Source organism: Pseudoclavibacter sp. Marseille-Q434 (assembly GCF_050315415.1).
Taxonomy (GTDB): Bacteria; Actinomycetota; Actinomycetes; order Actinomycetales; family Microbacteriaceae; genus Pseudoclavibacter.
Genome location: NZ_JBNPQH010000002.1, coordinates 510,539 through 536,265 on the forward strand (window position 1 = coordinate 510,539; position 25,727 = coordinate 536,265).

General features: G+C 70.1%; 21 protein-coding genes and 2 tRNA genes. 6 read left to right on the top strand and 17 right to left on the bottom strand.

Annotation, left to right across the window (positions count from 1 at the left end; genetic code table 11):
- Positions 1–145: 145 nt before the first annotated feature.
- The 8 genes from ACQFZP_RS09310 to serS all read right to left on the bottom strand — a co-directional run bounded on the left by ACQFZP_RS09310 (position 146) and on the right by serS (position 7,916).
- Positions 146–991: a Cof-type HAD-IIB family hydrolase gene (locus ACQFZP_RS09310; RefSeq protein ID WP_104310950.1), complete on the bottom strand. Its 846-nt coding sequence runs from the start codon at positions 989–991 to the stop codon at positions 146–148.
- A 172-nt stretch (positions 992–1,163) separates the two neighbouring features.
- Positions 1,164–1,253: transfer RNA gene (locus ACQFZP_RS09315), tRNA-Ser, on the bottom strand.
- A 102-nt stretch (positions 1,254–1,355) separates the two neighbouring features.
- On the bottom strand, positions 1,356–2,651 hold the full coding sequence (locus ACQFZP_RS09320) for an LCP family protein (RefSeq protein ID WP_211891147.1): 1,296 nt from the start codon (positions 2,649–2,651) through the stop codon (positions 1,356–1,358).
- 105 nt (positions 2,652–2,756) lie between these two features.
- A complete protein-coding gene (locus ACQFZP_RS09325; protein ID WP_104310948.1) occupies positions 2,757–4,103 on the bottom strand; it encodes an LCP family protein in 1,347 nt (448 codons plus the stop codon).
- Between the two features lie 29 nt (positions 4,104–4,132).
- Positions 4,133–4,220 (bottom strand) — tRNA-Ser (locus ACQFZP_RS09330).
- Positions 4,221–4,318: 98 nt separating this feature from the next.
- A complete protein-coding gene (locus tag ACQFZP_RS09335; RefSeq protein ID WP_307852805.1) occupies positions 4,319–5,791 on the bottom strand; it encodes an LssY C-terminal domain-containing protein in 1,473 nt (490 codons plus the stop codon).
- Positions 5,792–5,799: 8 nt separating this feature from the next.
- A complete protein-coding gene (locus ACQFZP_RS09340; protein WP_258067949.1) occupies positions 5,800–6,654 on the bottom strand; it encodes an HAD family hydrolase in 855 nt (284 codons plus the stop codon).
- Positions 6,651–7,916 (bottom strand): serine--tRNA ligase, encoded by a 1,266-nt coding sequence (gene serS, locus ACQFZP_RS09345; RefSeq protein ID WP_104310947.1) that lies wholly within the window; start codon positions 7,914–7,916, stop codon positions 6,651–6,653. The genes ACQFZP_RS09340 and serS overlap by 4 nt, the downstream gene beginning before the upstream one ends.
- Before the next feature lie 84 nt (positions 7,917–8,000).
- Here serS and ACQFZP_RS09350 point away from each other — a divergent pair, with 84 nt between their 5' ends.
- The 3 genes from ACQFZP_RS09350 to ACQFZP_RS09360 all read left to right on the top strand — a co-directional run bounded on the left by ACQFZP_RS09350 (position 8,001) and on the right by ACQFZP_RS09360 (position 10,025).
- Complete coding sequence (locus ACQFZP_RS09350) at positions 8,001–9,170, top strand: diacylglycerol/lipid kinase family protein (protein WP_104310946.1); 1,170 nt, start codon at positions 8,001–8,003, stop codon at positions 9,168–9,170.
- 166 nt (positions 9,171–9,336) lie between these two features.
- On the top strand, positions 9,337–9,585 hold the full coding sequence (locus ACQFZP_RS09355; protein WP_179555371.1) for a helix-turn-helix domain-containing protein: 249 nt from the start codon (positions 9,337–9,339) through the stop codon (positions 9,583–9,585).
- Positions 9,586–9,710: 125 nt separating this feature from the next.
- Entirely contained in the window at positions 9,711–10,025 is a 315-nt protein-coding gene (locus ACQFZP_RS09360) for a DUF6907 domain-containing protein (protein ID WP_211891148.1), read from the top strand.
- Between the two features lie 24 nt (positions 10,026–10,049).
- On the opposite strand, the gene ACQFZP_RS09365 is transcribed toward ACQFZP_RS09360, so the two are convergent.
- On the bottom strand, positions 10,050–10,361 hold the full coding sequence (locus ACQFZP_RS09365; protein ID WP_211891149.1) for a hypothetical protein: 312 nt from the start codon (positions 10,359–10,361) through the stop codon (positions 10,050–10,052).
- A 158-nt stretch (positions 10,362–10,519) separates the two neighbouring features.
- Positions 10,520–11,959: a hypothetical protein gene (locus ACQFZP_RS09370; protein ID WP_211891150.1), complete on the bottom strand. Its 1,440-nt coding sequence runs from the start codon at positions 11,957–11,959 to the stop codon at positions 10,520–10,522.
- Positions 11,960–12,398: 439 nt separating this feature from the next.
- On the opposite strand from ACQFZP_RS09370, the gene ACQFZP_RS09375 reads away from it, so the two are divergent.
- On the top strand, positions 12,399–12,701 hold the full coding sequence (locus ACQFZP_RS09375) for a DUF6907 domain-containing protein (protein WP_211891151.1): 303 nt from the start codon (positions 12,399–12,401) through the stop codon (positions 12,699–12,701).
- 3 nt (positions 12,702–12,704) lie between these two features.
- Here ACQFZP_RS09375 and pheA read toward each other — a convergent pair whose 3' ends face one another.
- Positions 12,705–13,652, bottom strand: a complete 948-nt coding sequence (pheA, locus tag ACQFZP_RS09380; RefSeq protein ID WP_179555376.1) for a prephenate dehydratase — start codon at positions 13,650–13,652, stop codon at positions 12,705–12,707.
- A 67-nt stretch (positions 13,653–13,719) separates the two neighbouring features.
- On the opposite strand from pheA, the gene pgm reads away from it, so the two are divergent.
- Positions 13,720–15,348, top strand: a complete 1,629-nt coding sequence (pgm, locus tag ACQFZP_RS09385) for a phosphoglucomutase (alpha-D-glucose-1,6-bisphosphate-dependent) (protein WP_211891152.1) — start codon at positions 13,720–13,722, stop codon at positions 15,346–15,348.
- 115 nt (positions 15,349–15,463) lie between these two features.
- Here pgm and ACQFZP_RS09390 read toward each other — a convergent pair whose 3' ends face one another.
- Both ACQFZP_RS09390 and ACQFZP_RS09395 read right to left on the bottom strand, forming a co-directional pair.
- Entirely contained in the window at positions 15,464–17,959 is a 2,496-nt protein-coding gene (locus ACQFZP_RS09390; RefSeq protein WP_249312278.1) for a hypothetical protein, read from the bottom strand.
- Between the two features lie 150 nt (positions 17,960–18,109).
- The gene (locus tag ACQFZP_RS09395; protein ID WP_211891154.1) at positions 18,110–19,069 is read right to left on the bottom strand and encodes a M15 family metallopeptidase; all 960 of its coding nucleotides are present in this window, start codon (positions 19,067–19,069) and stop codon (positions 18,110–18,112) included.
- A 131-nt stretch (positions 19,070–19,200) separates the two neighbouring features.
- On the opposite strand from ACQFZP_RS09395, the gene ACQFZP_RS09400 reads away from it, so the two are divergent.
- Entirely contained in the window at positions 19,201–19,488 is a 288-nt protein-coding gene (locus ACQFZP_RS09400; RefSeq protein WP_179555380.1) for a GNAT family N-acetyltransferase, read from the top strand.
- 43 nt (positions 19,489–19,531) lie between these two features.
- On the opposite strand, the gene eccCb is transcribed toward ACQFZP_RS09400, so the two are convergent.
- From eccCb to ACQFZP_RS09420, 4 genes are read right to left on the bottom strand one after another with little or no spacing between them, the layout of a single operon-like run.
- Entirely contained in the window at positions 19,532–22,471 is a 2,940-nt protein-coding gene (gene eccCb / locus ACQFZP_RS09405; protein ID WP_211891155.1) for a type VII secretion protein EccCb, read from the bottom strand.
- Positions 22,468–23,508: a hypothetical protein gene (locus ACQFZP_RS09410; protein WP_211891156.1), complete on the bottom strand. Its 1,041-nt coding sequence runs from the start codon at positions 23,506–23,508 to the stop codon at positions 22,468–22,470. The genes eccCb and ACQFZP_RS09410 overlap by 4 nt, the downstream gene beginning before the upstream one ends.
- The gene (locus ACQFZP_RS09415) at positions 23,505–24,356 is read right to left on the bottom strand and encodes a hypothetical protein (RefSeq protein WP_104310933.1); all 852 of its coding nucleotides are present in this window, start codon (positions 24,354–24,356) and stop codon (positions 23,505–23,507) included. Before ACQFZP_RS09415 ends, ACQFZP_RS09410 begins: the two co-directional genes overlap by 4 nt.
- A complete protein-coding gene (locus ACQFZP_RS09420) occupies positions 24,353–25,687 on the bottom strand; it encodes an EsaB/YukD family protein (RefSeq protein WP_211891157.1) in 1,335 nt (444 codons plus the stop codon). Before ACQFZP_RS09420 ends, ACQFZP_RS09415 begins: the two co-directional genes overlap by 4 nt.
- Positions 25,688–25,727 lie beyond the last annotated feature (40 nt).

Consider the following 25,727-nt stretch of genomic DNA (forward strand, 5'->3'; position numbering starts at 1 on the left):
CTTCCTGGCCGGTTTCCCTGCCGCTCGGAAGCAACCTGTGTAACTTACCCGCGTTTTGATCCAGAGGTCAAACCATCCTTGAACCCGGGCGTGTCGCGCCCGTGGTCGGGCTCGCGGACCTAGCGCCTGCGGGCGGCTCCGGGCGCTATTCCACCAGGCCGTGGCGGGCGAAGGCCGTGGAGATGCCGTCTTCCAGCACGGTGGTGGTGACCTCATCAGCAAGCTTCTGCAGTTCGGGGTCGGCGTTCCCCATCGCGATCCCGACGCCACACACGTCGAACATCTCGATGTCGTTCCAGCTGTCGCCGATGCCGATGGCATCAGCACGGTCCAGCCCGAGGTGCTCGAGCACCTTCTCGATGGCGGCACCCTTCGTGGTGCCCGGAAGACCGACCTCCCCGTCGGAACCACCAGGCAGCGGCATGCTCCCGCGCACGATGTGGAAGCGCCCGCCGAACTCGGCCTTCGCCCGGTCGACGGCGCCGGGCTGCTCCGTGAAGAACACCGCCTTCGCGATCTCGGTGAGCGGGGCGTCCTCGATGGGCTCGGCAGAGAACCCCTCTTGCGGCGACGTCTGCGGTTCGACCTTGCCGACCCGCGCGGCCTGCAGGTGCTGCACGAGCGCCGCCCGGGTGGCTGCAGGTGCGTAGACGCGCTTGTCGCTCTGCAGCAAGTAGTGGAGGTCGTGCTTCTCGAAGTGCGCGATGAGGGCGTCGAGCTCGGCCCGCGGCATCGTCTCCTCGTGCACGCGAACGTCTCCCGCGTCCGCGAAGGCCCCGCCGTTGGTGACAGCCCCGTCGAACCCGATATCGAGCACCGCCTGCGGGATGTGCCCGGCCGCTCGGCCGGTGCAGAGGTAGACGAGGTGCCCCGCGGCACGTGCCTCACGCACCGCTCGCACCGTCGAAGGAGCGATCCGACGCCCGTGGTCGAGGATCGTGCCGTCGACATCGAGGAAGGCGATCTTGGGACTGCTCGAGCGTTCTGGCATGTGACCTCACGTTGGTTCGGGAGTGCAGGGGCACTGACCAACCAACCCTATGCCGTGCGCGACTCGCCAAGACCGGCGGGTGGTCGCACCACAGGTGCCGCCGCTGGAGACACGAAACCCCGGCTCCGAGCTGGGCTCGGACCGGGGCTTCATCTTGGTGTTCTCTGCAGAGCGGAGACGAGGGGATTTGAACCCCTGGTCCCCTCAAAGGGGACTCCACCTTAGCAGGGTGGTGCACTCGGCCGGACTATGCGACGTCTCCAAGACTCACCTATCGTAGCGGGTCGCGAGCCAAGTTCCGAACCGAGCGGGAAATTGGCGTACGACTGCTCGTGGCACGCGCCGGCCAAGCCGAGACGAGCGACTATCCGAAGAGCGTCGTCGGGTTGGAGCACGACTCCTGGTCGGCTGCCTGGCCTGCGAAGGTCGGCGCCGGAGTCGCGACCGGCGCGTTCGGGTCGACGGGCGCATCCGTGGCCGTGTCCTCACCGGTCGTGCCGTCGCCGGCCGCGCCATCCTCACCGGTCGCGCCATCCTCACCGGTCGGCGCCCCGGCAACCGACAGAGGCTGGTCGGCAGCGAGCAGATCCCACATGGCTGTCGCGTCGGGCTCGAGTGGCATGACCCGAGCACCGTCGTAGTCGGCCGTCGGCAGCTGCACGAACGCGATCTTCGACAGATCGACCTGGTTGAGCGCTGACGCCATGCCCATGAGCGTCGGCACGTCGGCGAGCGATTTCGTCATCTTCATGTTCTGCGTGGCTGCGACCCCGAGGCCGTACAGCTTCGTCGGGTTCGCGAGGGTGCCAGCGCTCTTCACCTCACGGATGAGCGATGAGAGGAACACCTGCTGGTTCGCGATGCGCTGCAGGTCGCTACCGCCCACGCCGTGGCGGGTGCGGAGGAACTTCAGCGCATCCTCGCCCTGCAGCGTGTAGTTGCCGGGTTGCAGGTAGAGGCCCACGTAGTCGTCGCTGATCTCGTTCGCGACGCACACGTCGACACCGCCCACCGCGTTCGACATCTCGATGACCCCGAGGAACTGCACCATCGCCGCGTACGGAATGTCGAGGCCGCTCATCGCCTCGACCGTCTCGACGACGCAGCCCATGCCACCCTCGCCGAGGATGCTGTTCATGGGCACCTCGAAGCGCTCCTCCTGAGCAACACCCTGGTCATTGGTGCACGCCGGCTGGTCGACGATCGTGTCGCGGGGGATGCTGACGACGGATGCGTGCGTGCGGTCAGCAGAGACGTGCAGCAGCATGTTCACGTCGTTGAGCACGCCGGACGCGTCCTCGTCGCCCTCCCCGTACTCGGCGCCCTGACCCGTGCGGTCATCGCTGCCGACGAGGAGGATGTTGAAGCCGCCCTCGATCTCATCGAACGCCACGGTGTCCTCGTCGTCTCCGCCGGGATTCGGCAGCACGTCGAGCCGCCCCCAGAGGCCGGCGACAGCGATGCCGCCGATGGCGAGCACGCTCACGAGCGCCACCGACAGCGCGATGAGCAGCCCCTTGCCAAGCGAGCGAGCCGCTGACGTCACGGGCAGCCGGCCGTGCTGGGCGACCCCGCCGCGCGCATCCGGGTGCAGGATGCCGTCGTCACCGGCCCGGTCGAAGCGCTGAGCGCTGCTCCCCCGTCGTCGAGAAGTCGTCACAGGTGCGGGCCTCCCCCGAAGCGTACGTGGAGTTCGTCAGCATAGGCCTCGCGAACGTGGATCACCTGACCACGCCCGAGCAGCGCTCGCCGCTGTTCACCGAGCTCAGAAGAGCGACGTGCTCGCGTTGGAGCACGACTCCTCATCGGCGCGCTGACCGGCGAGCGTCGGCTGCGGCACGGCCGTCGTTGGCGCCGTCTCAACCGGAAGGCCGGTTGCCGGGTCGACCGGGATGCCCGTGGCCGGGTCGATCGGGAAGCCCGTCGTCGGGTCGATCACCCAGCCCGTCTCCGGATCGATGTTGACCGTCGCGTTCGGGTCAGGTGTCTCCGTCGCCTCCGGAGCACCGGCGACCTCGAGCGACTGGTCGGTGCGCAGCAGCTCCCACATGGCCGTCGCGTCCGGTTCGAGCGGCTGCACTCGCGCCGAGTCGTACTCGCCCGTCGGCAGCTGCACGAACGTGATCTTGTCGAGCGGCACCTGCGAGAGCGCCATCGCCATGCTGACGAGCGTGTTCGGGTCGGTGAGCGAGCTCGACATGGTCATGTTCTGCGTCGCCGCGACACCCAGGCCGTAGAGCTTGACGGGGTTCGTGAGCGTGCCCGCGCTCTTCACCTCGCGGATGAGGGAGGACAGGAACACCTGCTGGTTCGCGATGCGGGTGAGGTCGCTGCCGTCACCGACGCCGTGGCGGGTGCGGAGGAACTTCAGCGCATCCTCGCCCTGCAGCGTGTAGTCACCCGGCTGGAGGTACAGGCCGACGTAGTCATCGTTGATCTCGTTCGCCACGCAGACGTCGACGCCGCCGACGGCGTTGGACATCTCGATGACGCCGCGGAACTTCACCATCGCCGCGTAGGGGATCTCGATGCCGCTCATCGCCTCGACCGTGGAGACGACGCAGTTCATGCCGCCCTCGCCGAGGATGCTGTTCATGGGGACCTCGTAGGCCTCTTCCATGGCGACGCCCTGGTCGTTGGTGCAAGCGGGCTTGTTGACGATCGTGTCTCGCGGGATGCTGACGACGGATGCGCTCGAGCGGTCCTCCGCGATGTGGAGGAGCATGTTGACGTCGTTGAGCACACCGTCCGCGTCCGCTTCGCCCTCGCCGAACTCGGCACCCTGCCCCGTGCGGTCATCGCTGCCGACGAGCAGCACGTTGATGCCGCCCTCGATCTCGGCGAAGTTCGCGGGCTCCTCAGAACCTGACGGGTCGGCGATGTCGAAGGTCGTGACCTTCGACTGCAGGTTGATCCAGGCGAGCGCCCCGACGAACATGACGCTGACGAGCGCGACGCACAGGGCGATCGTCCCCGTCTTCACCACCGAGTTCGTCGGCGTCGTCACGTGCAGCTTGCCGTGGCGCGCCGAGGTGACCTTCGGCGCTTCGTCCTTGACGCCCTGGCCCGGGACGAAGCCGCGCCGTGCGCGGGAAGGTCCGGAGTGCGTCACAGGCGGGGTTCCTCACGTCAGGGGCTTGGTGGCGGAGGGCGTGGGATTCGAACCCACGAGACATTGCTGCCCACTGGTTTTCAAGACCAGCTCCATCGGCCGCTCGGACAGCCCTCCAGGATTGCTCACAACGATTCAGTATCGTTTTCGAGCTTGTCGCGTGTCCATGGTAACCGAAAGTGAAATGTCTGGTTACCCGGGGAGGACCCGCGACCTCACGGACGCTGCCGCGAGTACTGACGCGCCGGCTTCCCTGACAGAGCCAGCAGGGACAGGATATCCAGAGCCGTGAACGCGAGGGTAGTGCTGAACCTGATTTCCTCGTCGCCGGCCCACCAGCTGCCGAACTGCAGTGCGATCGACGCCGCCGCGTAGAGCAGCAGCGTGATGCGGGCCCAGTTGACGCCGCGCAGCACGAGCACACCAAGCAGCAGCGAGGTGAGGACGATGATGGCGCCCGCGATCATCGCCACGATCCAGGCGGGCTCCGCGAGCGTCGCCGCATCGGTGCCGGAGAGGTCGGCATCCGTGAGCACCTCACGCATGCCGTCGGGCCCGAGAAGGGCCAGCGCCCCGAAGAAGAGCAGGGCGAGCACCCCTCGCCCGAAGACGACGATGGCACCGAAGGTCGTCGTGATCGGCCGGCCGTGCCGTCGCACGGCCTCGCCGACGGAGGCCTCGACCGGATTCGACGAGCTGAGGGGCTCGAACGCCGCCCGCTTCCTCGCCGAGCGCTCCGGACGAGCGGGAGCGGATGCGGGCCGGGGCCACGGGGCAGGGGCAGGGGCGACCGTGGGCTGGCGCTCGAACGCGGCGTTCGCCAGCGGCTCGAGCACCGGGGACGAGACGCCCGTCGCAGCATCCACGGCGCTCGGCAGCTGCAGCACCGGGAGGTTGCCGTCGGTGCGGATCGAGTCACCACCCCCGTTGCGCGAGTGGTACCCGGTGGAGAAGTCCTTCAGGATCGCGACCGACGCCCGCGGCGTGCCCTGGAGCACGGTCGCGACGATGTGGTCCCGCTCGACATCGGTGTCCGCATCGATCTTGTGCGTGACCTGCAGCGTGAAGAGCGAGAAGCCGACGGCACGATCGAAGGTGCCGGCCGCGAGCCAGTCGACGCGCGTGCCGCCTGGGAGGAGCCAGCCTTCCGGACACTTCCAGAACCGCACGTGGTGCCGCTTCGCGGGATTCCCGGCGACTTCCTGCTGGTAGGCGAAGTCCTGCTGCCGACCGAAGAGGAAGAGCGGGCTCACCGGCGCCTCGTCGTAGCTGCGCCGAGTGACGGTCGAGGAGATGATCCCGAGGCTCGTGCGCAGCGAGATGTCATCGGCCCGAGTCCAGCCCGCGGCCCGCATGGCCTCATGCAGCTCGGCCTCGTGACCGAGCAGCCCAAGGTTGATGGGGTCGCCAAGCAGGCCGTCGCTCGTGCGGGCCCTGCCGATGAAGTAGTCGGGCACGTACACGGTCGTCAGGATGCGGTGCATTCGCGGCAGCACCAGGTACGCGAGGAGCGCCCAGAAGATGACCAGGAGCAGGATCCCCCACCAGCCGACCTGCAGGGAGTCGTCGGCGACGAGGAACGCGAGCCAGATCGCGGCGAGCCCGGCGAACACGAAGAAGAAGCCGTCGAGCCCCTGCCCGATGGCGGCGAGCGGCCGCTTCCGCCTCCGTGGCACGTCGACGGTCACGCTCGTGCCTAGCTGAGCTTGCTCAGCGCCACGCCGAGGCCGTCGTGGGCGAAGTCCGGCGCCAGCACGTTGCCGGCGTCGATGACCTCCTGAGGCGCGTCGCCCATCGCGATGGCCGTTCCCCCGTTGGCCGCCCACTGCAGCATCTCGATGTCGTTGCGGCCGTCGCCGGCGACGACGACCCGCTCCATCGGGATGCCCAGCTCGCGACGCACACGCTCGAGCGCGGTGCCCTTGTTGACTCCGTCCGGCGCGATGTCGAGCCACGCCGTCCACCCAACCGAGTAGCTGACCTCGTGCAACCCGAGCCGTTCGATGACCGCCGTGAACTCCTCGATCGAATGGTCGGGCGAGATGACGACCAGACGCGTCGCCTCGGCGTTGAGCAGCTGCTCGAAGGGAACTTCCTGGCCCCGAGCCTCGAAGCTGCCGTCGGGGAAGTGCCCGCTGTACTTGAACACGCCGTGCGGGTCCTCGACCGCGAACATGGCGTTCTCGAGTGCGCCGCGCAGGCTCACGAGCACCTCGGTGGGGTCGAAGGTCTCGATCCACCGGGTCGCGTATCCGCCCTGGGCGACGGCATCCCGCTCGAGCGTCATGGCCCCGTTGGCGGAGACGTGGAACCGGGAGTCGAGGCCGAGCCGCTCTGCGATGGGGCGCGTGTCCGCCCAGCTGCGGCCCGTCGCGAGCATGACCTCGTGGCCTGCCGCCTGCAGGCGGCGAACCTGCTCGAACGTGGCGTCTGGGATCGCGCCGTCGATGCCGAGGATCGTTCCGTCGATGTCGAGCGCCACGAGCATCCGCTCGCCTGCGGCATCCGCCTCGTTCGAGGTGCCCAGGCCCGTCAGGCTCTCCGCGCTCACGCGACGGGCTCCATGACCTCGAGGCCACCGAGGTACGGGCGCAGGGGCTCGGGGATGAGCACCGAGCCGTCCGCGCGCTGATGCGTCTCGAACAGGGCGACGAGCCAGCGAGTCGTCGCGAGCGTTCCGTTGAGCGTCGCGACCGGCGTCGTCTTCCCCGACTCGGTGCGATGGCGCGTCGACAGGCGCCGCGCCTGGTAGGTCGTGCAGTTCGACGTCGAGGTGAGCTCGCGGTACGCGTCCTGCGTCGGCACCCACGCCTCCACGTCGAACTTGCGAGCAGCCGAAGAGCCGAGATCTCCAGCGGCGGTGTCGATGACGCGGTAGCTCAAGCCGAGCGACTGCAGCACCTCCTCCTGCCAGCCGAGGAGCCGCTCATGCTCCGCCTCCGCCTCCTCCGGCTTCGCGTAGACGAACATCTCGAGCTTGTTGAACTGGTGCACGCGGATGATGCCGCGAGTGTCCTTGCCGTGCGAGCCGGCCTCGCGGCGGTAGCAGGTCGACCAGCCGGCGTAGCGAAGCGGGCCGGCCTCGAGGTCGAGGATCTCATCCGAGTGGTAGCCCGCGAGCGCGACCTCGCTGGTGCCCGTCAGGTACAGGTCGTCGTCCTGCAGGTGATAGACCTCGTCGGCGTGCTCGCCGAGGAACCCGGTGCCGCGCATGATCTCCGGCTTCACGAGCGTCGGCGTCGTGAGCATCACGAAGCCATTGCGGATCGCGACGTCGAGGGCGTACGACATGAGGGCCAGCTCCAGTCGCGCGCCGATGCCGCGGAGGAAGTAGAAGCGTGCGCCGGAGACCTTCGCGCCGCGCTGCATGTCGATCGCGCCGAGCAGCTCGCCCAGCTCGAGGTGGTCGCGCGCCTCGAAGTCGAAGCTCGGCCGCTCCCCGACGGTCTTGAGCACCTCGAAGTTCTCCTCGCCACCCGCGGGGACCCCCTCGATGACGAGGTTCTGGATGCGCCCGATCGCGACGTCCGCGGCGGCGCTCGCCTCGTTGGCGGCCTGGCTCGCGGCCTTGACGCTCGCAGCGAGCTCCTTGACCGAGGCGAGGATCGCCGGCTTCTCCTCCTTGCTGGCCTTCGCGACCAGCTTGGACGCCGCGTTCTGCTCAGCACGCAGACGCTCGAACTCGGAGATCGCCGACCGGCGAGCCGCATCCGCCTCGAGGGCCGCGTCGACCGTCGCCGGGTCGTTGCCGCGCGAGAGCTGCGAGCGCTTGAGAAGGTCGGGCTGGTCACGGAGAAGCTGGGCGTCGATCACGGGCCAAGCCTAGCTGGCGCAGGTGACACGGGCACGAGCGGAGCTCGGCGCTGACGCACACCATGGCTGACTTAAGCTCACTGCATGCCGCATACCGCCCGACAGGGTTCAGACAAGCTCGCCGCCATCGTCGTCAACCCAGTGAAAGTCGACACGAAAGCGCTGCGCGCAGCTGCCGCCGAGAGCGCCGAGCGGTACGACTGGCCGGAGCCGCTCTGGTTCGAGACGACCGTCGAGGATCCTGGCGCCGGGCAGACGAAGGAGGCCATCGCCGCCGGCGCGACCATGGTCATCGCCGCCGGAGGCGACGGAACCGTCCGGCTCGTCGCCGAGACGCTCGCGGGCACCGATGTCGCCCTCGGCGTCGTGCCAGGCGGAACCGGCAACCTGCTCGCCCGCAACATCGGCATCGAGGTGGCCGGGGGTGTGACCGACACGGTCTCGGAGATGGTGCAGAGCGCCTCCACCATCCTGCCGGGCGCAAAGCCCTCCTCGCTGCCCATGACCACCGTCGCGCGCGCCGTGGAAGTGGCCTTCGGCGGAGTGGACGCTCGCATCGACCTCGGCTGGGCCGCCGTCGAACGCGAGGACAAGACCCGCGAGCGCATGGCCTTCACCGTCATGGGCGGCGTCGGGATCGACGCAGGCATGATCGCGAACACCTCAGAGGACCTCAAGAAGAAGGTCGGGTGGGTGGCGTACCTCGGGGGCATCATCCGCTCCGTGGCCAACGGGCCAAACTTCCACCTGCGGCTGCGGGTCGACGGCAAGTCGCACGCCAGCACGCTGCGGGCCGCCACCGTGATGGTCGGCAACTGCGGCCTGATGCCCGGCGGGCTCCACCTGCTCCCGGACGCCGAGATCGACGACGGGCGACTCGACCTCGCCATCATGCGCCCGAACGGGCTCCTCGGGTGGCTGCAGATCTACGGGCGCATCGTCGTGCAGTCCGGCATCATGCGTCGCACCGACGTCGGCCGGCGCATCCTGCTGGAAGGCCGCAAGCACGTGCGCGCGCTCACGTACGCCCAGGTCGAGGAAGTCACCTTCCGCCTCGACTCGGGCCCGGAGGAGTTCGAGGTCGACGGGGATGCGGCCGGCCGGATCACGGCTGCGCGCATCTGGATCGAGCCCGCGAGCCTCACCGTGCGCACCCCGAAGCCCATCCCCGAGAACGAGGGCCTGCGCACGCTCGCGCGACGGCTCGGCCTGGCTGCAGAAGAGAACTCGCCGAAGAAGCCTGCGCTCAGCTGAGGCGGCGCGCCCGGGAAGCACGCTCGAGCCGGGCGTGCGCCGCGGTCGCGCGCCTCACTTCTCCGCCGAATCCGCCCGGAGTGCTTGCATCCTCTCGGAATCAAGCGCGAGAATGCTACTTATAACTCTGTAGACTCATGAGTAGCATTCCTCCATCATTTGGGACATGGTCGGTGAACTCCAGCGAAGCGTGGGCAAGAACATCCGTCGAATCCGGCTCTCGCGCGGCATCAGCCAAGAGGCCCTCGGCGCGGTCGTGGGACTGCACCGCACCTACATCGGCTCCGTCGAGCGAGGCGAGCGGAACATCACCCTCCAGACGCTCGAGGGCATGGCGGAACTCCTCGGCGTGGCCCCCATGGAGCTCCTCGACGACGACACCTCAGCGCGAACGGATGCGACTCCCAGCGCCTGACCTCGCAGCCTCACCTCACCAATGTCGGTGGCAAGCCGTAGCTTGTCGGTGCAGGGCAACGAGAACAGACTGTGCCGGGTCCCCTCGCTTCCCTCCCGCTGATCCGCCGACACCTGGAGCGATCGATGACGCACACCACCGGCACGAACACCTGCCCGACCTGGTGCATCGCGTTGCACCTCGACGGCGACACCCTGCACCACGGAGCGAGCATCGAGCTCGCGGTCATGCGGCGCCCCAGCCCCGGCGAGCGCCTGTTCCGCCCAGACCTGCCCGCGACGCCGATGACGCTCGAGCTCGTCGCCCACCAGGAGACGGGTGAGCCTGCGCCGTGGATCGCGGTTCTCCACGAGGGCGCGGCCGTCCTCGACCTCACGACGCTGAGCGCCGAGCACCTCGCCGCCGCACTCCGCGACCTCGCAGCCGACGCGCGTCGCTGAACGTCGCGAAGACACCCGAGGGTGTCAGTCGGAACGGGCCGCTCCCCCACCCGACTCATCGATCTCATCCCGCTCCGCGCGCGCACGCCGCCGCATCCACACGACGAAGGCGACGAGCAGCACGACGATCACCCCCGAGAGAACAGCGATCGTGACCACCGCAGCGCGGGGAACGGACTGCTCCGCGGCATCCGAGGCGACCTCGACGGCCTGCGCCTGCATGGCCCCCCAGAGGAGCAGCGCTGCACCGAGGAGGACCGCGATGACGGCGAGTCCGACGCGACGAACGCGTTGACGCGGGGTCTGGCGAGGGCTGTGGCGAATAGCTGACGACACGTCTGTCTCTTCTCGGGTACGACTGCGGACGCAAGGGCACGCGCATCCGGAGACACAACTGCGTCCTTCCGTGCGCGAAAAAGGGCGACCCACCCCGTGTCGGGGTAGGCCGCCCAGTCTCTCAGACCGGCGTGCGCCGGACCTGGATCTGCTGGCGCTTAGGCGTCCTGCTTGCGCTTCTTCTGCGCGAGGAGGAGCACGGTTCCGGCGAGCAGCACCGAACCGGCGATGCCGAACGCGAGCGCGGCGTCGAACTCTCCACCCGTGGTTGCGAGCGTGTCGTCGTTGCCAGCGGCCACCGCAGTCTCAGTCGGGGTCGCCGACGTCGAGACGGATTCCGAAGGCGAAGGCGTGACCGTGATAGTCGTGCCTGGCGTCGAGGTCGGCTCGGTGGTTGCCGTAGCCGTGGGCTCCGTCGTTGCCGTAGCCGTGGGCTCCGTCGTCGCGGTTGCCGTCGGCTCCGTCGTTGCCGTAGCCGTGGGCTCGGTCGTCGCAGTTGCCGTCGGCTCCGTGGTTGCCGTAGCCGTGGGCTCCGTCGTCGCAGTTGCCGTCGGCTCCGTGGTTGCCGTAGCCGTGGGCGTCGGAGTTGCCGTTGCGGTCGGCGTCGCCGTAGCCGTCGGGGTTGCCGTTGCGGTGGGCGTCGCCGTGACCGTCGGGGTAGCCGTCGGGGTCGGGGCCACGTCGAAGCCGAGGGCGATGCGGATGTTCTTGCGCAGCTCGAGCTGCTCTGCGTCGCTCCACAGGAATTCGAACTTGTCGGCGAGCACCGTGTCACCCGTGGGCTGGACGTCGGTGACGACGAACGCTGCCCAGGTCTCGGCGTAGTCCTCGACGATGTTCATCGCCGCGTAGTTGCTGACGTAGTCCGACTCGTGGGTCGCGTACCAGGCGTTGGCGACGTTCCAGTCGTAGTTGTCCTGCGGCGGAGCCGCGTCGCCGTAGGGCTCCCAGAAGTTCTCGTGGAAGCCGAGGATCTGCGAGTCGGGCTGCGGGCAGCCTTCCCAGAGCTCGAGCTTCTCGCAAGAGGCGTACGTGAGGTCGACCTCTTCCGTGTTGAGCGAGAGCACGTGAGCGAACTCGTGGATGAGGGTCTCGGTGAGGATGGCCTGGTCGTCCGCGTAGGCGAGGTTGACCTTCAGCTGCCACTTGGAGGGGTCGGCGCTGTCCTGGTTGACCGAAGCCGCAGTGTTGCTGCTCGGGTTGTTGTAGGTCTCGTACGTCGACATGTGCTCGTTGATGAACGACGGCGTCGCGATCTTGACGTAGATTTCCCAGATCGCGGCCTCGTCGGGCGTGACACCCGCTGGGAGCTCCGCTCCCGGCTGGATGACGTAGTTGCGCACGGGCTCCGTCGAGCGTGAGAGGTGCGAGCGGGTGTCGTCGCCGTGGCGCGACGGTGCCGCGACCGGCTCCGTCCGAGATCCGGTGAGGTCTTCGCTCGGGGTGTCTGCGAGCGCAGGGGCCGAGCCGAGACCGGCAGAGATCGCGACGATTCCGCCGATGAGTCCGATGGATGCGAGCGTCTTGCGGACGCCGCCGCGAGCCGACATCGAGCGCGAGCCCGTCTCCGACTCAAGCTGTTCGAGCTGCTTCTTCAAGCGTGGGCCCCTTCGTTGGTTGCGGGTCGTGTCGGTGCTGCGAGGCGCTGCGTCGCGAGAGGCGACCACCCGCGTGGTGATCGCACTCCGGCTCTGCGGCGCTGAGGCGGTGTCCCGCCAACCCACCGTCGCCGTCCCGAAACCGGGGTTGGGTAGCACGCGAAGATGGGAGCCAGCAAAGTGCCTGTCTAACGTAACAGGAACGTGACCTTTTTCAAGGGGCGAATTTCGGGTACTTCTCCCCCTGGCGTTGGGACACGCGGTGCGCTACGTGGTGCACGGCGGCGGCGTGTGCGACCGGTCGAGTGGCAGACGACACAGAATGTCGGCGGTCACTTCTACGGTGTCCGAACAGCCCAGCATCCGCGTCGCGCGGCAGCCGCCCCGGCTGTGCCGGACCGGGGCAGCCCCTCCACGTGCACACCAGAGGAGAACGCGCATGATCACGCGATCCGGCACCCCGCTCTGCCCAGCATGGTGCATCGCCCTGCATCTCGATGCAGACAAGACCCTGCACTACGGCGCAAGCAGAGAGGTCTCGGTGGTCACGCGAGCGCCGGCGTCCCACCGCGAACGTCAGCAGGCGTTCGCCATCGACACGCTGGTGCTCGTCCAGCATCAGGAACGCCACGAACGTGTTCCATGGCTCGCGATCCTCTTGCGCGACGGCCCGGTGCTCGATCTCACGGTCGACAGCGCACGCCGTCTCGGCGCGAACCTCACCGAGGCCAGCGCGCGATGAGCCTCAGCCGCGCAGCGAGCTCAGCCAGTCGACCGCTTCGCCGAAGTGCTCGTCGCCCCACTTGGGGTCGACGACGACCGGCTTGCGATCCGCCCGCGGGTACGAGCCGAGGAAGATGACGTGCGGGCTGAAGCGGCGAAGGCCGAGCAGCGCATCCGCAACCCTCGCGTCGTCGATGTGGCCATCGAGGTCGAGCACGAAGCGATACGAGCCGATGCGGTCAGGCAGAGGGCGAGACGTGATCATCGAGAGGTTCACGCCGCGAGTCGCGAACTGCTCGAGCATCACCATGAGGGACCCCGGGAACTCCTCAGGAAGCTCGACGATGAGGCTCGTCTTGTCGGCTCCCGTCCGAGCCGGAAGCTCACGACTGAGGCTCACGAGCGCGAACCGTGTGCGCGCCGTCTTGTTGTCCTGGATGCCCTCACCCAGCACCGACACGTCGAAGCGATCCTCGACCCCGCGCGGCGCTATCGCGGCGTCGATGTCGCCACGCTCGTCGAACAGCGCGTTGACGCTCGAGATGTTCGAGTTCGCGACGACGTGCTCGTGCCCCGGGATGTTGCCGTGCAGCCACCTGCGGCACTGGCCGTACGCAACCGGATGCGCCGACACCGTGCGCACATCCTCGAGACGCGTTCCGGGCCGGACGACGAGGCTGAACGAGATCGCCACCTCGTACTCGCCCGCGATACGAAGTCCCGGGATCGTCGCGAGCGCATCCTGAGACGCCGTGACGCCGCCCTCGATGCTGTTCTCGATCGCGATCATGGCTGCCACGCTGCGCCCGGAGGTGACATCGGCGAGCGCCTCGCCGACGTTGCTCACGGGACGCCAGATCTGACCCTCGGCGGCGGCGACCTGGCCGAGCGCCGCCTCCGTGAACGTGCCAGCCGGCCCGAGGTAGGAGTACGTCTCTCGCTCATCTGGCACGGTGCTGGCATCGGTCATGGGGTTCAGCCTATGCCGATGCATGAGTTCCTCCCCACGAGACACCGCGCGGTGCCAGACTGAGGGCATGCACGATCGCGCTGGCAGCCTCGCCCTTGAAACTGACCTCATCGATCTCGACGCACTCATCGCTGCGTACGCCGAGAAGATCCCCGACCCCGCCGTCTCGACGCAGCGCGTCTTGTTCGGCACGAGCGGCCACCGCGGCTCGAGCCTGAACTCCTCGTTCAACGAGACGCACATCCTCGCCATCACGCAGGCCATCGTCGAGTACCGAGCGGCTCAGGGCATCACCGGCCCGCTCTTCATCGGACGTGACACGCACGGACTCAGCGAGCCGGCCGAGCGCAGCGCCCTCGAGGTGCTCGTCGGCAACGGCGTCACCGTGCTCGCCGACCTCGACGACGAATGGGTGCCGACCCCCGCGCTCTCGCACGCGATCATCCGCTACAACGCCGACCCGGGCAACACCGAGCAGGCAGACGGCATCGTCGTCACCCCGAGCCACAACCCTCCGCAGGACGGCGGCTTCAAGTACAACCCCCCTCACGGTGGCCCGGCTGACAGCGACGCGACCGGGTGGATCGCGAACCGCGCCAACGAGCTCATCGAGGCCGGCCTCGAAGGCGTGAAGCGCGGCACCCCAGACGCGAGCAACGTGGGCCGCCACGACTTCAAGGGCGACTACGTGCGCGACCTGAAGAACATCATCGACGTCGACGCCATCAAGCGCGAGGGCGTGCGCATCGGCGCCGACCCGCTCGGCGGTGCCAGCGTGCGGTACTGGCAGGCCATCGCCGACGAGTACGACCTCGACCTGACGGTCGTGAACCCGGACGTGGATGCGCGCTGGCCGTTCATGACGCTCGACTGGGACGGCAAGATCCGCATGGATCCGTCGTCGCAGTCCGCCATGGCCTCCGTGCTCGCGCGACGCCACGACTACGACATCCTGACGGGCAACGACGCCGACGCCGACCGCCACGGCATCGTCACCCCTGACGCGGGGCTCATGAACCCCAACCACTACCTGGCCGTGGCCATCGACTACCTGTGCGCGAACCGCCCCGAGTGGTCCGCGTCGGCCGGCATCGGCAAGACGCTCGTGTCGAGCACCATGATCGACTTCGTCGCCGCCTCGCTCGGCCGCACGCTCGTCGAGGTGCCCGTCGGCTTCAAGTGGTTCGTCCCCGGCCTCATCGACGGCTCCATCGTGTTCGGCGGCGAAGAATCTGCCGGAGCGTCGTTCCTCCGCAAGGACGGCACCGTCTGGACCACCGACAAGGACGGCATCCTCCTCGCCCTCCTCGCGGCCGAGATCATCGCCGTCACCGGCAAGACGCCGTCGCAGCGGTACGAGGAGCTCGTCGCGGAGTTCGGTCGCCCGGCCTACGAGCGCGTCGACGCACCAGCCACCCCCGCCCAGAAGGCGGTGCTCGGCAAGCTCGACGGCGATGCGATCTCAGCGGTCGAGGTCGCCGGCGACCCCATCACCGCACGTCTCAGCCACGCCCCCGGCAACGGTGCGGCCATCGGCGGGGTGAAGGTCACCACCGACAACGCGTGGTTCGCCGCCCGCCCATCCGGCACCGAGGACGTCTACAAGATCTACGCCGAGTCGTTCAAGGGGCCTGAGCACCTGTTGCTCGTGCAGGCGGAGGCCAAGGCCATCGTCGACGCGGCGCTCAGTTCCTGACCGCGCGCACCGCACCACCCGCCGCTAGAACGCCGCCTGCGTTTCCCACCTCTGGACGTGCTCGAGAGGATGGAAACGCAGGCGGCGTTCTGTGTCGGCGGGCGCCGGCGGGTTGCTACTGGCCTTCGGCGGGAGTCGGGTTGGTCGCGCTGAGGCGGCCAGCCTGTCCGACGCCAGCGGAGAACTCGACGCTCACGATGTCACCCGACGCGTTGAAGCAGGTCACGCCGGTTTCGAAGGTGATCTCGCACACGAACTCGCCGAGCACCACGGGCGAGTTGTAGGGCTGCACGACGGCACCCTCAAGCGGAATGTCGTCCGTGAGGCACGGGAACGTGTAGCCGTTGGAATCGAGCCCCACGACGACGCCCGTCGCGCCGGCCTGGCACGCCTGTTCCGGAACCGGGAAGTCGACGGTGTACTGCTGGCAGGTGACGCCCGTCTCCGGGGTGATCTGGCAGCGGATGTTGCCGGTCTCGCTCGTGAAGGTGACCGGAGCGAAGTTGGGGTCGGCGACGGCGGCCGGCCCGGCGGGCGGTGCCGGCTCCTCCGTGGCGGGCTGCTCCGCGGCGGTCTCGCTCGCGGAGGGGTCGCCGCCGGCGATGGGGTCGTCTCGGTTCGCTCCGACGACGTTGCCGATCATGATCGCCGAGATGATCAGCAGGATCGAGCCGACCACCGAGAGGGCGATGATGCCGAGACGTCGACGGTTGCGGTTGTCGAGGCCACGCACGGCCGCACCGACGCGTCCACCGCCTCCGCCGCTCCCGCCGCCGAGCGCGGCACCCACTCGGTCGAACGGATTCCGATCGGACGGCTGGACGTCGGGCTCGTCACTGACCGGTCCCGAGGAAACGGGCCCCGTGGACCGCGGCGGGGCGGCAGCAGGCGCACCCGCCCCACGCGGCGCGGGCCCGGGACGGCGAGGCGCACGAGGCGCACGCACGCCAGCGGACGCCGGGGCGGACGACGACTCGTCCGCGTCGTCCTCGTCGAACCAGCTGGAGAGCAGCTCCTTGGCAGGGTCCTGCTCGCGCTGGCCTCCCTGAGGCGTTTCAGGCGGAGCGAAGCGCGCATCCCGGTCGCTGTCACGATCCTGCGCGAAGTCACGACCCTGCGCGGAATCCTGATCCTGCGCGAAGCCCCGGCCGTGGCTGACACCCTGGCCCTGGTCGACGTCCTCGCCGAAGGCGGGCCCGGTGTGCTGCTTCGGCAGCGCGCGCGTCGGCGGCTCAGCCTCCGGCGCACTCGGTGCCTGCGCTGCACTCGGGACCTGGGCTGCGGGCTCTGGCATCTGCGGGGTCTGCGCTGCCGCGGCGCCGGAGGCACCGAACAGCTCGGCCGCATCCTGTCGCTCGGAGTCGCGCGCTTCACCGAAGCTCTCGCGCTTGCGAGACGGGAGCGGCACGATGCCGGTCTGCTCGAAGTCGCGAGACACGATCGGGCGATCGGAGTCATCGAGGACGCTGCCGTCGCTGCGCTCACCGGCAAGGAGCTCATCGAAGGCGCTCTTCCCGGCAGGTGCCGCGCGGGGCGGCTCGCCGGGAACGACCGCCGGCCCGCTCGGGAAGACGGGGGCAGCGGATGCGCCGCGGAACGGGTCTCCCGTGGCGGGCATCGGCGGCGGTGAGGGGACGACGCGCGGCGTCGGGAGCGCCGGCGGCTCGGCGCGGAACGAGGGGATACGCGGGGCCTCGTTGGTGGTGCCCGACTGCGCACCGGCACCCTCGAGACCCGTATCGGTCGAGGCCGGCGTCGCAGCGTCAGCTGATGAGCTGGGAGCGGCTGCCCGCTGGTCGGAGTCGGCGGTCGGCGCCGCTGCTGCCTGCTCGGGCGGCCTCCCGAACTGCGGTGCGGCGCTGGCTGGTGCAGCGCTCTCCGGAGCAGCGGTCTCCGATGGCGCCTCACGGTGCGGTGCGGGTGCGGCCGGGGCGGGTGCCGCCGGCTCCACGGGCGCGGGGTCGCCCGTGCCCTCGAGGTCGGAGAACCAGCTCGGCACCTGTCCGCGCGGCTCGCTGTCGTCTCCACCGGGCATGCCGGGCTGGGACGAACGTGCCGGCGGGGTGTTCATGGGGAGCACGTCGAACTCGGTTGTCGGCGGCTCGAACGCGAACGCATCCCGCACTGGACCCGTCGTGTTCGGCGTCGACGCTGCGGGAGCCTGCGGAGCCTCAGCGCTCGCAGCTTCTTCAGCGGTCGGCGCCTCGACGGGCGGCTCAGCTGGCGCGGGGGTGCGTGGGCGCGCCGGAGTGGGAGGGATGACCGTCTCGGGCGTGACGATGCCTCGCTCACCCGTCGCGCGCAGGTCGGGGTTGAAGCGGCGACGCGAGCGGAGGAACGACGGGGGCTCCGGAGCCGCGGGTTCCGGTTCGCTGCCGGCGTCGTCCGTCTCGGGCGCGCTCGGCGACGAGGCCTTCGGGCGGTACCGTGCGAAGAAGTCGTCACCGTCAGTGGGCGCCGTCTTCTGCTCTGCCTCTTCGCGAGCGCGGCCGACGACCTCCGAGGGCGGAGTGGGGGCCGAGGCGTTCCACCGGAAGCCTCCCGCACCGATATCAGCGGGTCGGCGCGGAGCAGCGTTGCTGCCGTCGCTCTCGGCGGCGCGAGGGCGCACGGCCGTCAGCTTGGTACCGCACTCGGCGCAGAATCTCTGTCCGACCTGCGCTTCGGCACCACACGTGGGGCACGTTGCCATCTCGACCTCCTGGTCTTGGAGTGCTTCTGCTTCCAAAGCTCTGGCAGAACTCTACCGAGCCTCGCCTCTTCAGTAGCCTGGCGCCGCGGGAGCGCCCAGGAATTCCTCGTACGTGCTGGTGCCAGCCGCCTGCATCGCGGCGGACGTCTCCGTGCCGACGTAGCGGTAGTGCCAGGGTTCGAACTCGTACCCGGTGGTCGCGGTCGCCCCGTCCGGGAAGCGCAGGATGAAGCCGAAGCGGTGGGCATTCGTGGCGAGCCACTGACCGCCCGCCGTCGTCGAGAAGCACTGCTCGAGCACGCATCCCTCACCCTGCGATGAGATGTCGGCGGCGAGCCCGGTCTGATGCTCGCTGTACCCGGGACGAGCCGACGTGAGGTCGGCTGCTTCCTGGCCGAGGTCGGCGACGTACCCGGTGTAGAGCTCGGTCTGCAGCCCGTAGTCGCGGTACCCGCTGGTCATGTCCAGGGTGAGCCCCGCCTCGGCGCTGGCCGCCGCGAACATCGTCTGCACCGCGGTCGCCGCCTCCGAGCGGAGCGAGTGGCCGTTGGCGGAGGGGACGCCGATCTCCGACATGGCGACGAGGTCGGCGGGCGCGTAGTCGGCGGGAACCAGCGGTGTCTGCTTGTTCACGAGCACCGTGATGCTGTTGGGGTCCGTGATGTCGAGCGCGGAGGCCGGTGGCTGCGTCTCGGTCGGAGTCGGCTCGGCCGCCGCGGTCGGCTCCGGGGTCGGTGTGGCTGTGGGGGTCGGGGTGGCCGTCGGCGTCGCGGGGGCCGAGGTGGATGCGATGGTCGGCACGCTCGCGTCACCGTTCGATGCGGCGGTCACGGCCCAGTAGATGAAGCCGCCTCCCAGGAGCACGACAACCGCGAGACCCGCCGCCGCGATCTTCCGGTTCCGGCGCACACGCGCTGAGGCCTTGCGCTTGCTCCGCCCGGCACGTTCGGCGCGCCGCCCCTGATCATCCGGCGCCTGAGCCTCCGACGCTCGGCCGTCCGGCGTATGGTCCTGCTGCTCCTCAGTCACCGGTCAACCCTCGCACAGGCGCTGGCGGGGTCGTCCGGGACTGGCCGAGGGTGCGGACACTGATGCTCGCACTCGGCATCGTCGGCGGAATCACTGAGCCTTCTGCCGGTGGGACGGCGTAGCCTCTGCGCATGTCAAATTCCGTCCAGCACCAGCAGGATCGTTCGCGCTTCGCCCTCAACGACGGCGACGGCACCGAGATCGGGTTCCTGAGCTACGTCACGACGGCCGACGCGATCGTCATCGATCACACGGTCGTCGACCCCGCCTATCAGGGGCAGGGACTCGCCGCGGTCCTGACGGATGCGGCGCTGACGACGCTCGGCGAGCAGTCGGCGCTCACCATCGTCCCGCAGTGCCCGTACGTGGCGGCGTTCATCCGCAAGCATCCCGAGTACCAGCCGCTGACCACCCGCTGAGCGACGCAGCAGGCCGCACACCCACCGAGCAGCCGCCGCCCCGTCAGGCGCGCTCGGGGAGGTTCGCGAGCTGCACGACCGCGGGAGCCTCTCCGCGTCGCACGTACTTGCCGCGGCCCGGGGGCATCCGCTCGGCGTAGAGGCGCGGCGCGATCTGCCCCTCGCTGCGATCGCCGGAGAGCAGCAGCAGCGCCCCGCCCGTGTCCCGCGTGCTCTGCAGGAACGGCGCGTACATGGCCCTCGTCGACCCGGCGACGGGCCTCGTGACGACGATGTGGATGCCGAGGTCGCGAGCCGCAGGCAGGTGAGGGACCAGCGCCCCGAGCGGGTCGGTGCCGCCGGCCGCGACGATGTCGTAGTCGTCGACGAGGAGCACGACTCTCGGCGTCTTCCTGAGCTCCTCGGCGGTGCGGCCTGGCCGCTCGGCGAGTTCGCTGGCGATGGACGCGGCGAGCCCGCTCGCCTGCGCCGCCGACTTGGCGTGGGCTGCGAGGTACTCCTCGGGGATCACGCCGGGCACCTTGCCGCGCGGGTCGACGACGGCGATCGCGAGCTCGTCTGGAGTGAACCGCTCGACGAGGCCCTTCGCGATGACGCGCAGCGCCGTCGACTTGCCGCTCTTCGCATCCCCGAGCACGACCAGGTGCTGGTCGGAGTCGAGGAAGTCCCACAGCGCGGTGTCCATGGTGTCCTGGCGGAGGCCGAGGGGCACGGCGGCGGGTTCGTCGGCCGCGTCGGGCAGGCTCGACGGGTCGACGACGTTCGGCAGGAGGCGGATGGGCGCTGCGGCCGGCCCGCTCCAGGATTCCGCCGCTCTGGCCGCGAGTTCCTCGAGGGCGTCGCCGACCTGGTCGGGGTCGACCGCTTCGAGCGTCGGGAGCGCGAACTGCGCCAGGGTCTTCGCGTCGGTGAGCGCGCGCCCCCTGGAGTCGGCCGGCACCGATTTGGCGAGCTTGCGGTCTATGGCCGAGTCGGACGGGTCATTGAGGCGCAGCTCGATGCGCGTCCCGAACAGCGACTGGTGCGCCATGCGCAGCTCGCTCCAGCGGCCGAGCGTCACGATGAGGTGGATGCCGTAGCTCGATGCCTGCAGCATGAGCTTCGTGAACGGCCCGTCGAGGTGCTCGAAGTCCTGGCGGAGGGCGCCGTAGCCGTCGACGAGGAGGACGATGTCGGCGGTCGGCAGTCCGGGCAGCTTCCCCGCGGCGTGCATGGCGCGAAGCTGCGCCGTGCTGTCGATGCTGTGCCGTTTGAAGAGCTCCTCGCGCATCCGCAGCATCGCGGTGAGCTCCTCGACGAGGCGCACGAGTCTGGAGTCGTCTCCTCGCGTGGCGACGCCGCCGACGTGCGGGAACGCCTCCAGCCTGCGGAGGCCGCCGCCTGTCAGGTCCATGCCGTAGATGCCGACGGCGCCCGGTGCGCCGCTGAGGGCCAGCGATGCCGCGATCGTGCGCAGGGCCGTGCTCCGCCCAGACTGCGGACCACCGATGATGGCGACGTGACCACCCGATTTGGTGAGGTCGAGCACCCACGGCTCCTGCCGCTGGTTCCCGGGTTCGTCCTCGACCCCGATGACGAAGCGAAGCGGATGCGCTCCCCCGGGGTTGGCGGGGCCGTGGGGGTGTTCGCCGGAATCGCTGGGGTCTGCTGAACTGTCCGCGCCGGCCGCGAACGCCTCGCCGAGCGAGATGCGCTCGGCGAGCGGGGGCAGCCAGACCGGCCTGACCTTCTCCGGCCGGTCGAGCTGGGCGACGAGGTCGTCGATGAGGGTACGGCGGGTCTCCGGGGCGCGCAGCACGAGCGGTGCGTCAGGGTCTCCCCCGCTGTCGATGCCGTTGAAAAGGGGCACCTCGACGATGCGCGGCTGCTCGTCGTCCGTGACCGGGCGCGCCTCAGCCACCTCGTCGATGGGACCGGAGACGTAGCCGGCGTGGAAGCGCTGGTAGACGCTCGTGTCGACCTTCAGGTAGCCGTAGCCGGGGATCGGCGGCAGGTGGAACGCGTCGCCGGAGCCGAGCACAACCTGCGACTCCGCCTCGCTGAACGTGCGCAGACCGAGACGGTAGGACAGGTAGGTGTCCAGCCCGCGCAGCTTGCCGCCCTCGATGCGCTGGCTCGAGAGCAGCAGGTGCACGCCGATGGAGCGGCCGATGCGGCCGATCTGCAGGAACAGGTCGATGAAGTCGGGTTCCGCCGTGAGCAGCTCGCCGAACTCGTCGATGACGACGAAGAGGTGCGGCATGGGCGCGAGCTCGGGGCGAGTGCGGCGCAGCTCGCGGTAGTGCGAGATGGACGGTGACGAGTCCGCGGCCTTCAGGAGCTGCTGTCGGCGCACGACCTCGCCCTGGAGCGAGGCCTTCGCTCGCACCGTCAGCTGCGGGTCGTCGGCGAGGTTGTCGATGAGGCCCGCGAGATGCGGGAGTCCCTCGAACGGTGCGAAGGCCGCCCCGCCCTTGTAGTCGACGAGGATCATCGCGAGGTCTTCCGGCGGGTGGGAGACGGCGAGCGACAGGATGAGCGTGCGCAGCATCTCCGACTTCCCGGAGCCGGTCGCGCCGATGCAGATGCCGTGCGGGCCCATGCCCTGCTGCGCGCTCTCCTTGAGGTCGAGGTGCACCGGGCGGCCCTGATCGTTGACGCCGAACGCGACACGGAGGAACTCCGAGGGCTGTCGCGGCGCCCAGACGCGCTCGAGTGCGACTGGCTTGTCGAGGGGAACGCCGAGGATCTCGGCGATGTCGGCCGCGGGTCCCTCGTCGTCGCGGGCCCCCGCGGTGGCGAAGGTGCGCCGCGCGGCCAGGGTGCGGGCGAGGCCCTCGAACGCGGTCGACGTCACCTCGTCGGCTTCGAATGAGAGCGTGCGCTGCTCGCTGCCGCCCGCGTTGTGCGTGAGCGCCGCACCGCCGTCGGCATCGAGCTCGATGCGCACGTCGACGTCGTCCGGCTCGTGGAGGCGATCGTCGACGAGGTGGACGATGGTCACGCCGATCTCGCTCGGCGTGTAGCTGCGGTCGGGGAGCTGCAGCGGGCGGGCGGCTCGCCGTGGCGGTCGTCGACCACGACGAGACTGGTCAGCGTCGTCGCCGTGCCACCGCGGCGCCTCGCGGCGGCGGCCGTCTGGGTGCGGTCGAGGAGCTCGCTCCCGATCACGGCGGCGAGCTGGCGGAGGTCCGGCGCGACGCGACGCGCCGGCATCGGACCGTCGAAGAGGCGCGGGTTCTGCGCGTGCGGGAGCAGGTCGAAGCCACGCCAGTCGTCTCCGCGGTCCGGAGCGAAGGCGGCGGCGAGCTGCACGTCGTCCGGGAGCTGGTGGCTGGCCAGCTGGGCGACGAGCCCCCTCACGAGGGGCACGGTGCGCTCCCGCGGTCCGATGATCGCGACGACGGATGCGCCCCGAAGCTCCGCGACGGCGGGCATCCCCGGCACCTCGCTGTGCGTCTCGGCGAGCAGCTGCGCCTCGCGAAGCAGGATGGGGTCGGCGGGCTCGGTCGGCGAGTCCTCAGCGGAGACCCCGAGTTGGAACCACGGCACGGTCGCCGTGCCCACGCGGGCCTGCAGGTGGTCGGGGTCGCCGCGGCGCCTGTCCCAGAGGCGAGCGGGATCCTGCACCAGGGAGGCGAGGCCGCTGCGGTCGGGATGCACGAGCCTCGCGGCCCGCGCCGCCCCGGCCGCCTCGTCGCGCAGCTCGGTGCGCTGCCGCTCGAGGTAATCGAGGTAGCGCTTGCGGCGGATGCGCAGCGCCCGGCCGGCGCGACCCCTGGCCGAGATCGCGAAGCCGACACCAGAGACGATGGCGACGACGAACACGATGCCGGCGATGAAGAGGAACAGCGGCTGCCCGTTGCGCATGACCACCATCATCGTGACGGACGTGAGCGCGCCGACGACCGGCAGCAGGAACTGGAATGGCGTCGCGCTGGCCTCGTCGCTCAGCGTGGGCGGCGAGGCGAGCTGGCGGGGCTCGGGCCTCTGGGCCGGGAAGACGGTCCGGGTGGGTCGGTGTGCGTCGCGGATGCTCACGGTCGCCTCCCTGGTCGGTCGGAGGTGGATGCGGGTCGGTTGGGCGCTGGGGGAAACACGGGCGCCTGCGCGGGCGGCGCGACGGGTGCCGGCGGCGCGTGCGGGATCGGAGCCGAGGGCGCGACCGGGGTGGGCACCGGCGGTGCCGCCACCCCCGCTGCCGCATCGATGACCCTGGCACCGAGGCGCAGCATGCGCACGCCGTCGAGGCCCCGCCGCGCGCTCTCGCGCAGCTTCCGGTCGTGTCGCAGGAGCACAGACGGGAAGGGCAGGTTGTCGACGAGCATCTCGGTCGCGAGGCCGGCGACGCGCTGCACGTCGACCGCGACGAGGACGACCCTGGTGTGCGCGCCGATCGCGGCGGCGACGTCGAGGGCCTGCTGGACGCTCGACCGGTCCGCCGGGGTCACGAGGCAGAGCACGTGCGAGTGCTCCGCGAGGTCGCGGAGGCGCTCCAGCGGAGTCGCGCCCCAGTCCGTGACCGTGAGGTCGTAGGCGTCGCTGGACGCGCGGTGCAGCCGCCACCAGGCGTCGACGTCGGCGGGCCACTCGGCCGGCGACAGCTCGAGCGCCTCGACGGCCGTGCCATCGAGGCCGCGTTCCGGGCGGGCGCTGCCGCCCTGCGCGCTGACGAAGCGCACCCGGTCGCGCCGCACTGACGACAGGAACCTGGCGAGCTCCACGGCGACCGTCGTGCATCCGGCGCCGACCGCGAGCGAGGCGACGCCGACACGACGGCGGAGCGCAAGCGGCACGGCGGCACGCTCTCGGAGGTCCCGCAGCTCGGCCGCCCCGCGCGCCGTGAACGCGTGCGGCCAGGCCAGGTGCAAGGCGCTCGGTCGGTTCAACGGAACGCCTCGAGGAGGTCGGCGAAGATCCCGAACGAGCCGAGCGCGAGGGGCACAACCGTGAGCACCACGAGCAGCTCCACGATGTCGGCCCAGCGCCTGAGCTTGGCGGCGACGACCCCGCTCGGGCTCCACGCGGCGGTGGCGACCGCGAGCAGCGCCACGACACCCGCGGCGAGGGCCTTCTCACCGTCGCCGAGGAGCGGCGTCGACAGCAGCCACAGGATGCCGGGCACGGCAGCGGCGGCCAGCAGGGCGAGACGGGGAGGCGCGAGCGGGAACGTGCGCATGCGGAGGAGCGCGACGATGGCGAGGGCCGCGGCGAGCCCCTGCCGCCACGGGTCGCCCGAGAGCAGCAGCTCGGTGAGCGACAGCGCGGCCACGACCGACACGGCGATGACCGTCCAGGTGAGCTGCGCGAACGACTCCGCGATCGCAGCCCGCACGTCAACCGTCGACGCGCGCTCGCCGCGCATGATGCGGTCGTCGTAGGACGTGAGGCCGCTGAGGGAGAGGGCGGCGCCAGGAAGCAGGCCGAGGGCCGCGACGCTCAGCACGGACACGATGACCGCGACGCCACCGCGATCGAAGCCAGCCAGGCTCAGGAAGAAGAGGATGCTGCCGGCAATCAGGCCGACTGCGGCGCCGTACCTCGCCGAGCCCCGCTGGAACCCGATGCCCCACACGAGTCCGAGCACGAACCAGGCGGACATGGCGGCGACGAGCACCGTGTTCGGCAGGAGACCCGCGACGCCGCCGGTGCCACCGTCCCTGCCGACCTCCGCGGCGAGCCCGAACGCGGCGGGCAGGGAGACCCCGATCGCTGTGCTCGCGACGGCGACCGCCGCGAACCGCTGGCCCGACCGAGCGAGTCCCGCGCCAGCGGCCGCGAGCAGTGCCGCGGCGGCGAGCATCCACTGCGCCGGAAGCGCGAACGCGCCCATGGCCCACATGGCGGCACCCGCGGCGGCGACCCCGGCGGCGACGGCCAGCGTCGTGCGCGTGTGCGCCTCCCCCCAGGCGTCCCGCCTCGTGGCCCCGGCCTCCGTGATGGCGTCGGTGATGTCGATGACCTCTGGCGCCTGCGGTGCGTCGTCGGCGGTCGTCACGCGCAGCATCGCGCCCGGCCGCACCCCCTGCTCCTCGAGGGTCGCGTCGAAGTCGAGGGATGCGCCGGTGAGTGTCGTCAGGATCAGCACGTCACCGCCGTGCGGGTGCTCGTCGAGCAGCTCGAGGACGTGAGGGAGGAGCGCCCCGACGGGCTCGGTGCTCGGCAGCGCGAGCTCTGCCTTCCGCTCGCTGCCGATGACGGTGAGTCGCGTGTACGACACTCAGTGCTCCTCAGGGTTCGGTCGCCGGACGTCGGGGTTC

What these genes read in the sequence shown, in the direction of transcription:
- pheA (WP_179555376.1), bottom strand. Translation starts at nt 13,652, where the DNA reads ATGACCGATGCCAGCACCGTGCCAGATGAGCGAGAGACGTACTCCTAC.
- ACQFZP_RS09375 (WP_211891151.1), top strand. Translation starts at nt 12,399, where the DNA reads ATGATCACGCGATCCGGCACCCCGCTCTGCCCAGCATGGTGCATCGCC.
- ACQFZP_RS09360 (WP_211891148.1), top strand. Translation starts at nt 9,711, where the DNA reads ATGACGCACACCACCGGCACGAACACCTGCCCGACCTGGTGCATCGCG.
- ACQFZP_RS09355 (WP_179555371.1), top strand. Translation starts at nt 9,337, where the DNA reads ATGGTCGGTGAACTCCAGCGAAGCGTGGGCAAGAACATCCGTCGAATC.
- pgm (WP_211891152.1), top strand. Translation starts at nt 13,720, where the DNA reads ATGCACGATCGCGCTGGCAGCCTCGCCCTTGAAACTGACCTCATCGAT.
- ACQFZP_RS09400 (WP_179555380.1), top strand. Translation starts at nt 19,201, where the DNA reads ATGTCAAATTCCGTCCAGCACCAGCAGGATCGTTCGCGCTTCGCCCTC.
- ACQFZP_RS09350 (WP_104310946.1), top strand. Translation starts at nt 8,001, where the DNA reads ATGCCGCATACCGCCCGACAGGGTTCAGACAAGCTCGCCGCCATCGTC.
- ACQFZP_RS09310 (WP_104310950.1), bottom strand. Translation starts at nt 991, where the DNA reads ATGCCAGAACGCTCGAGCAGTCCCAAGATCGCCTTCCTCGATGTCGAC.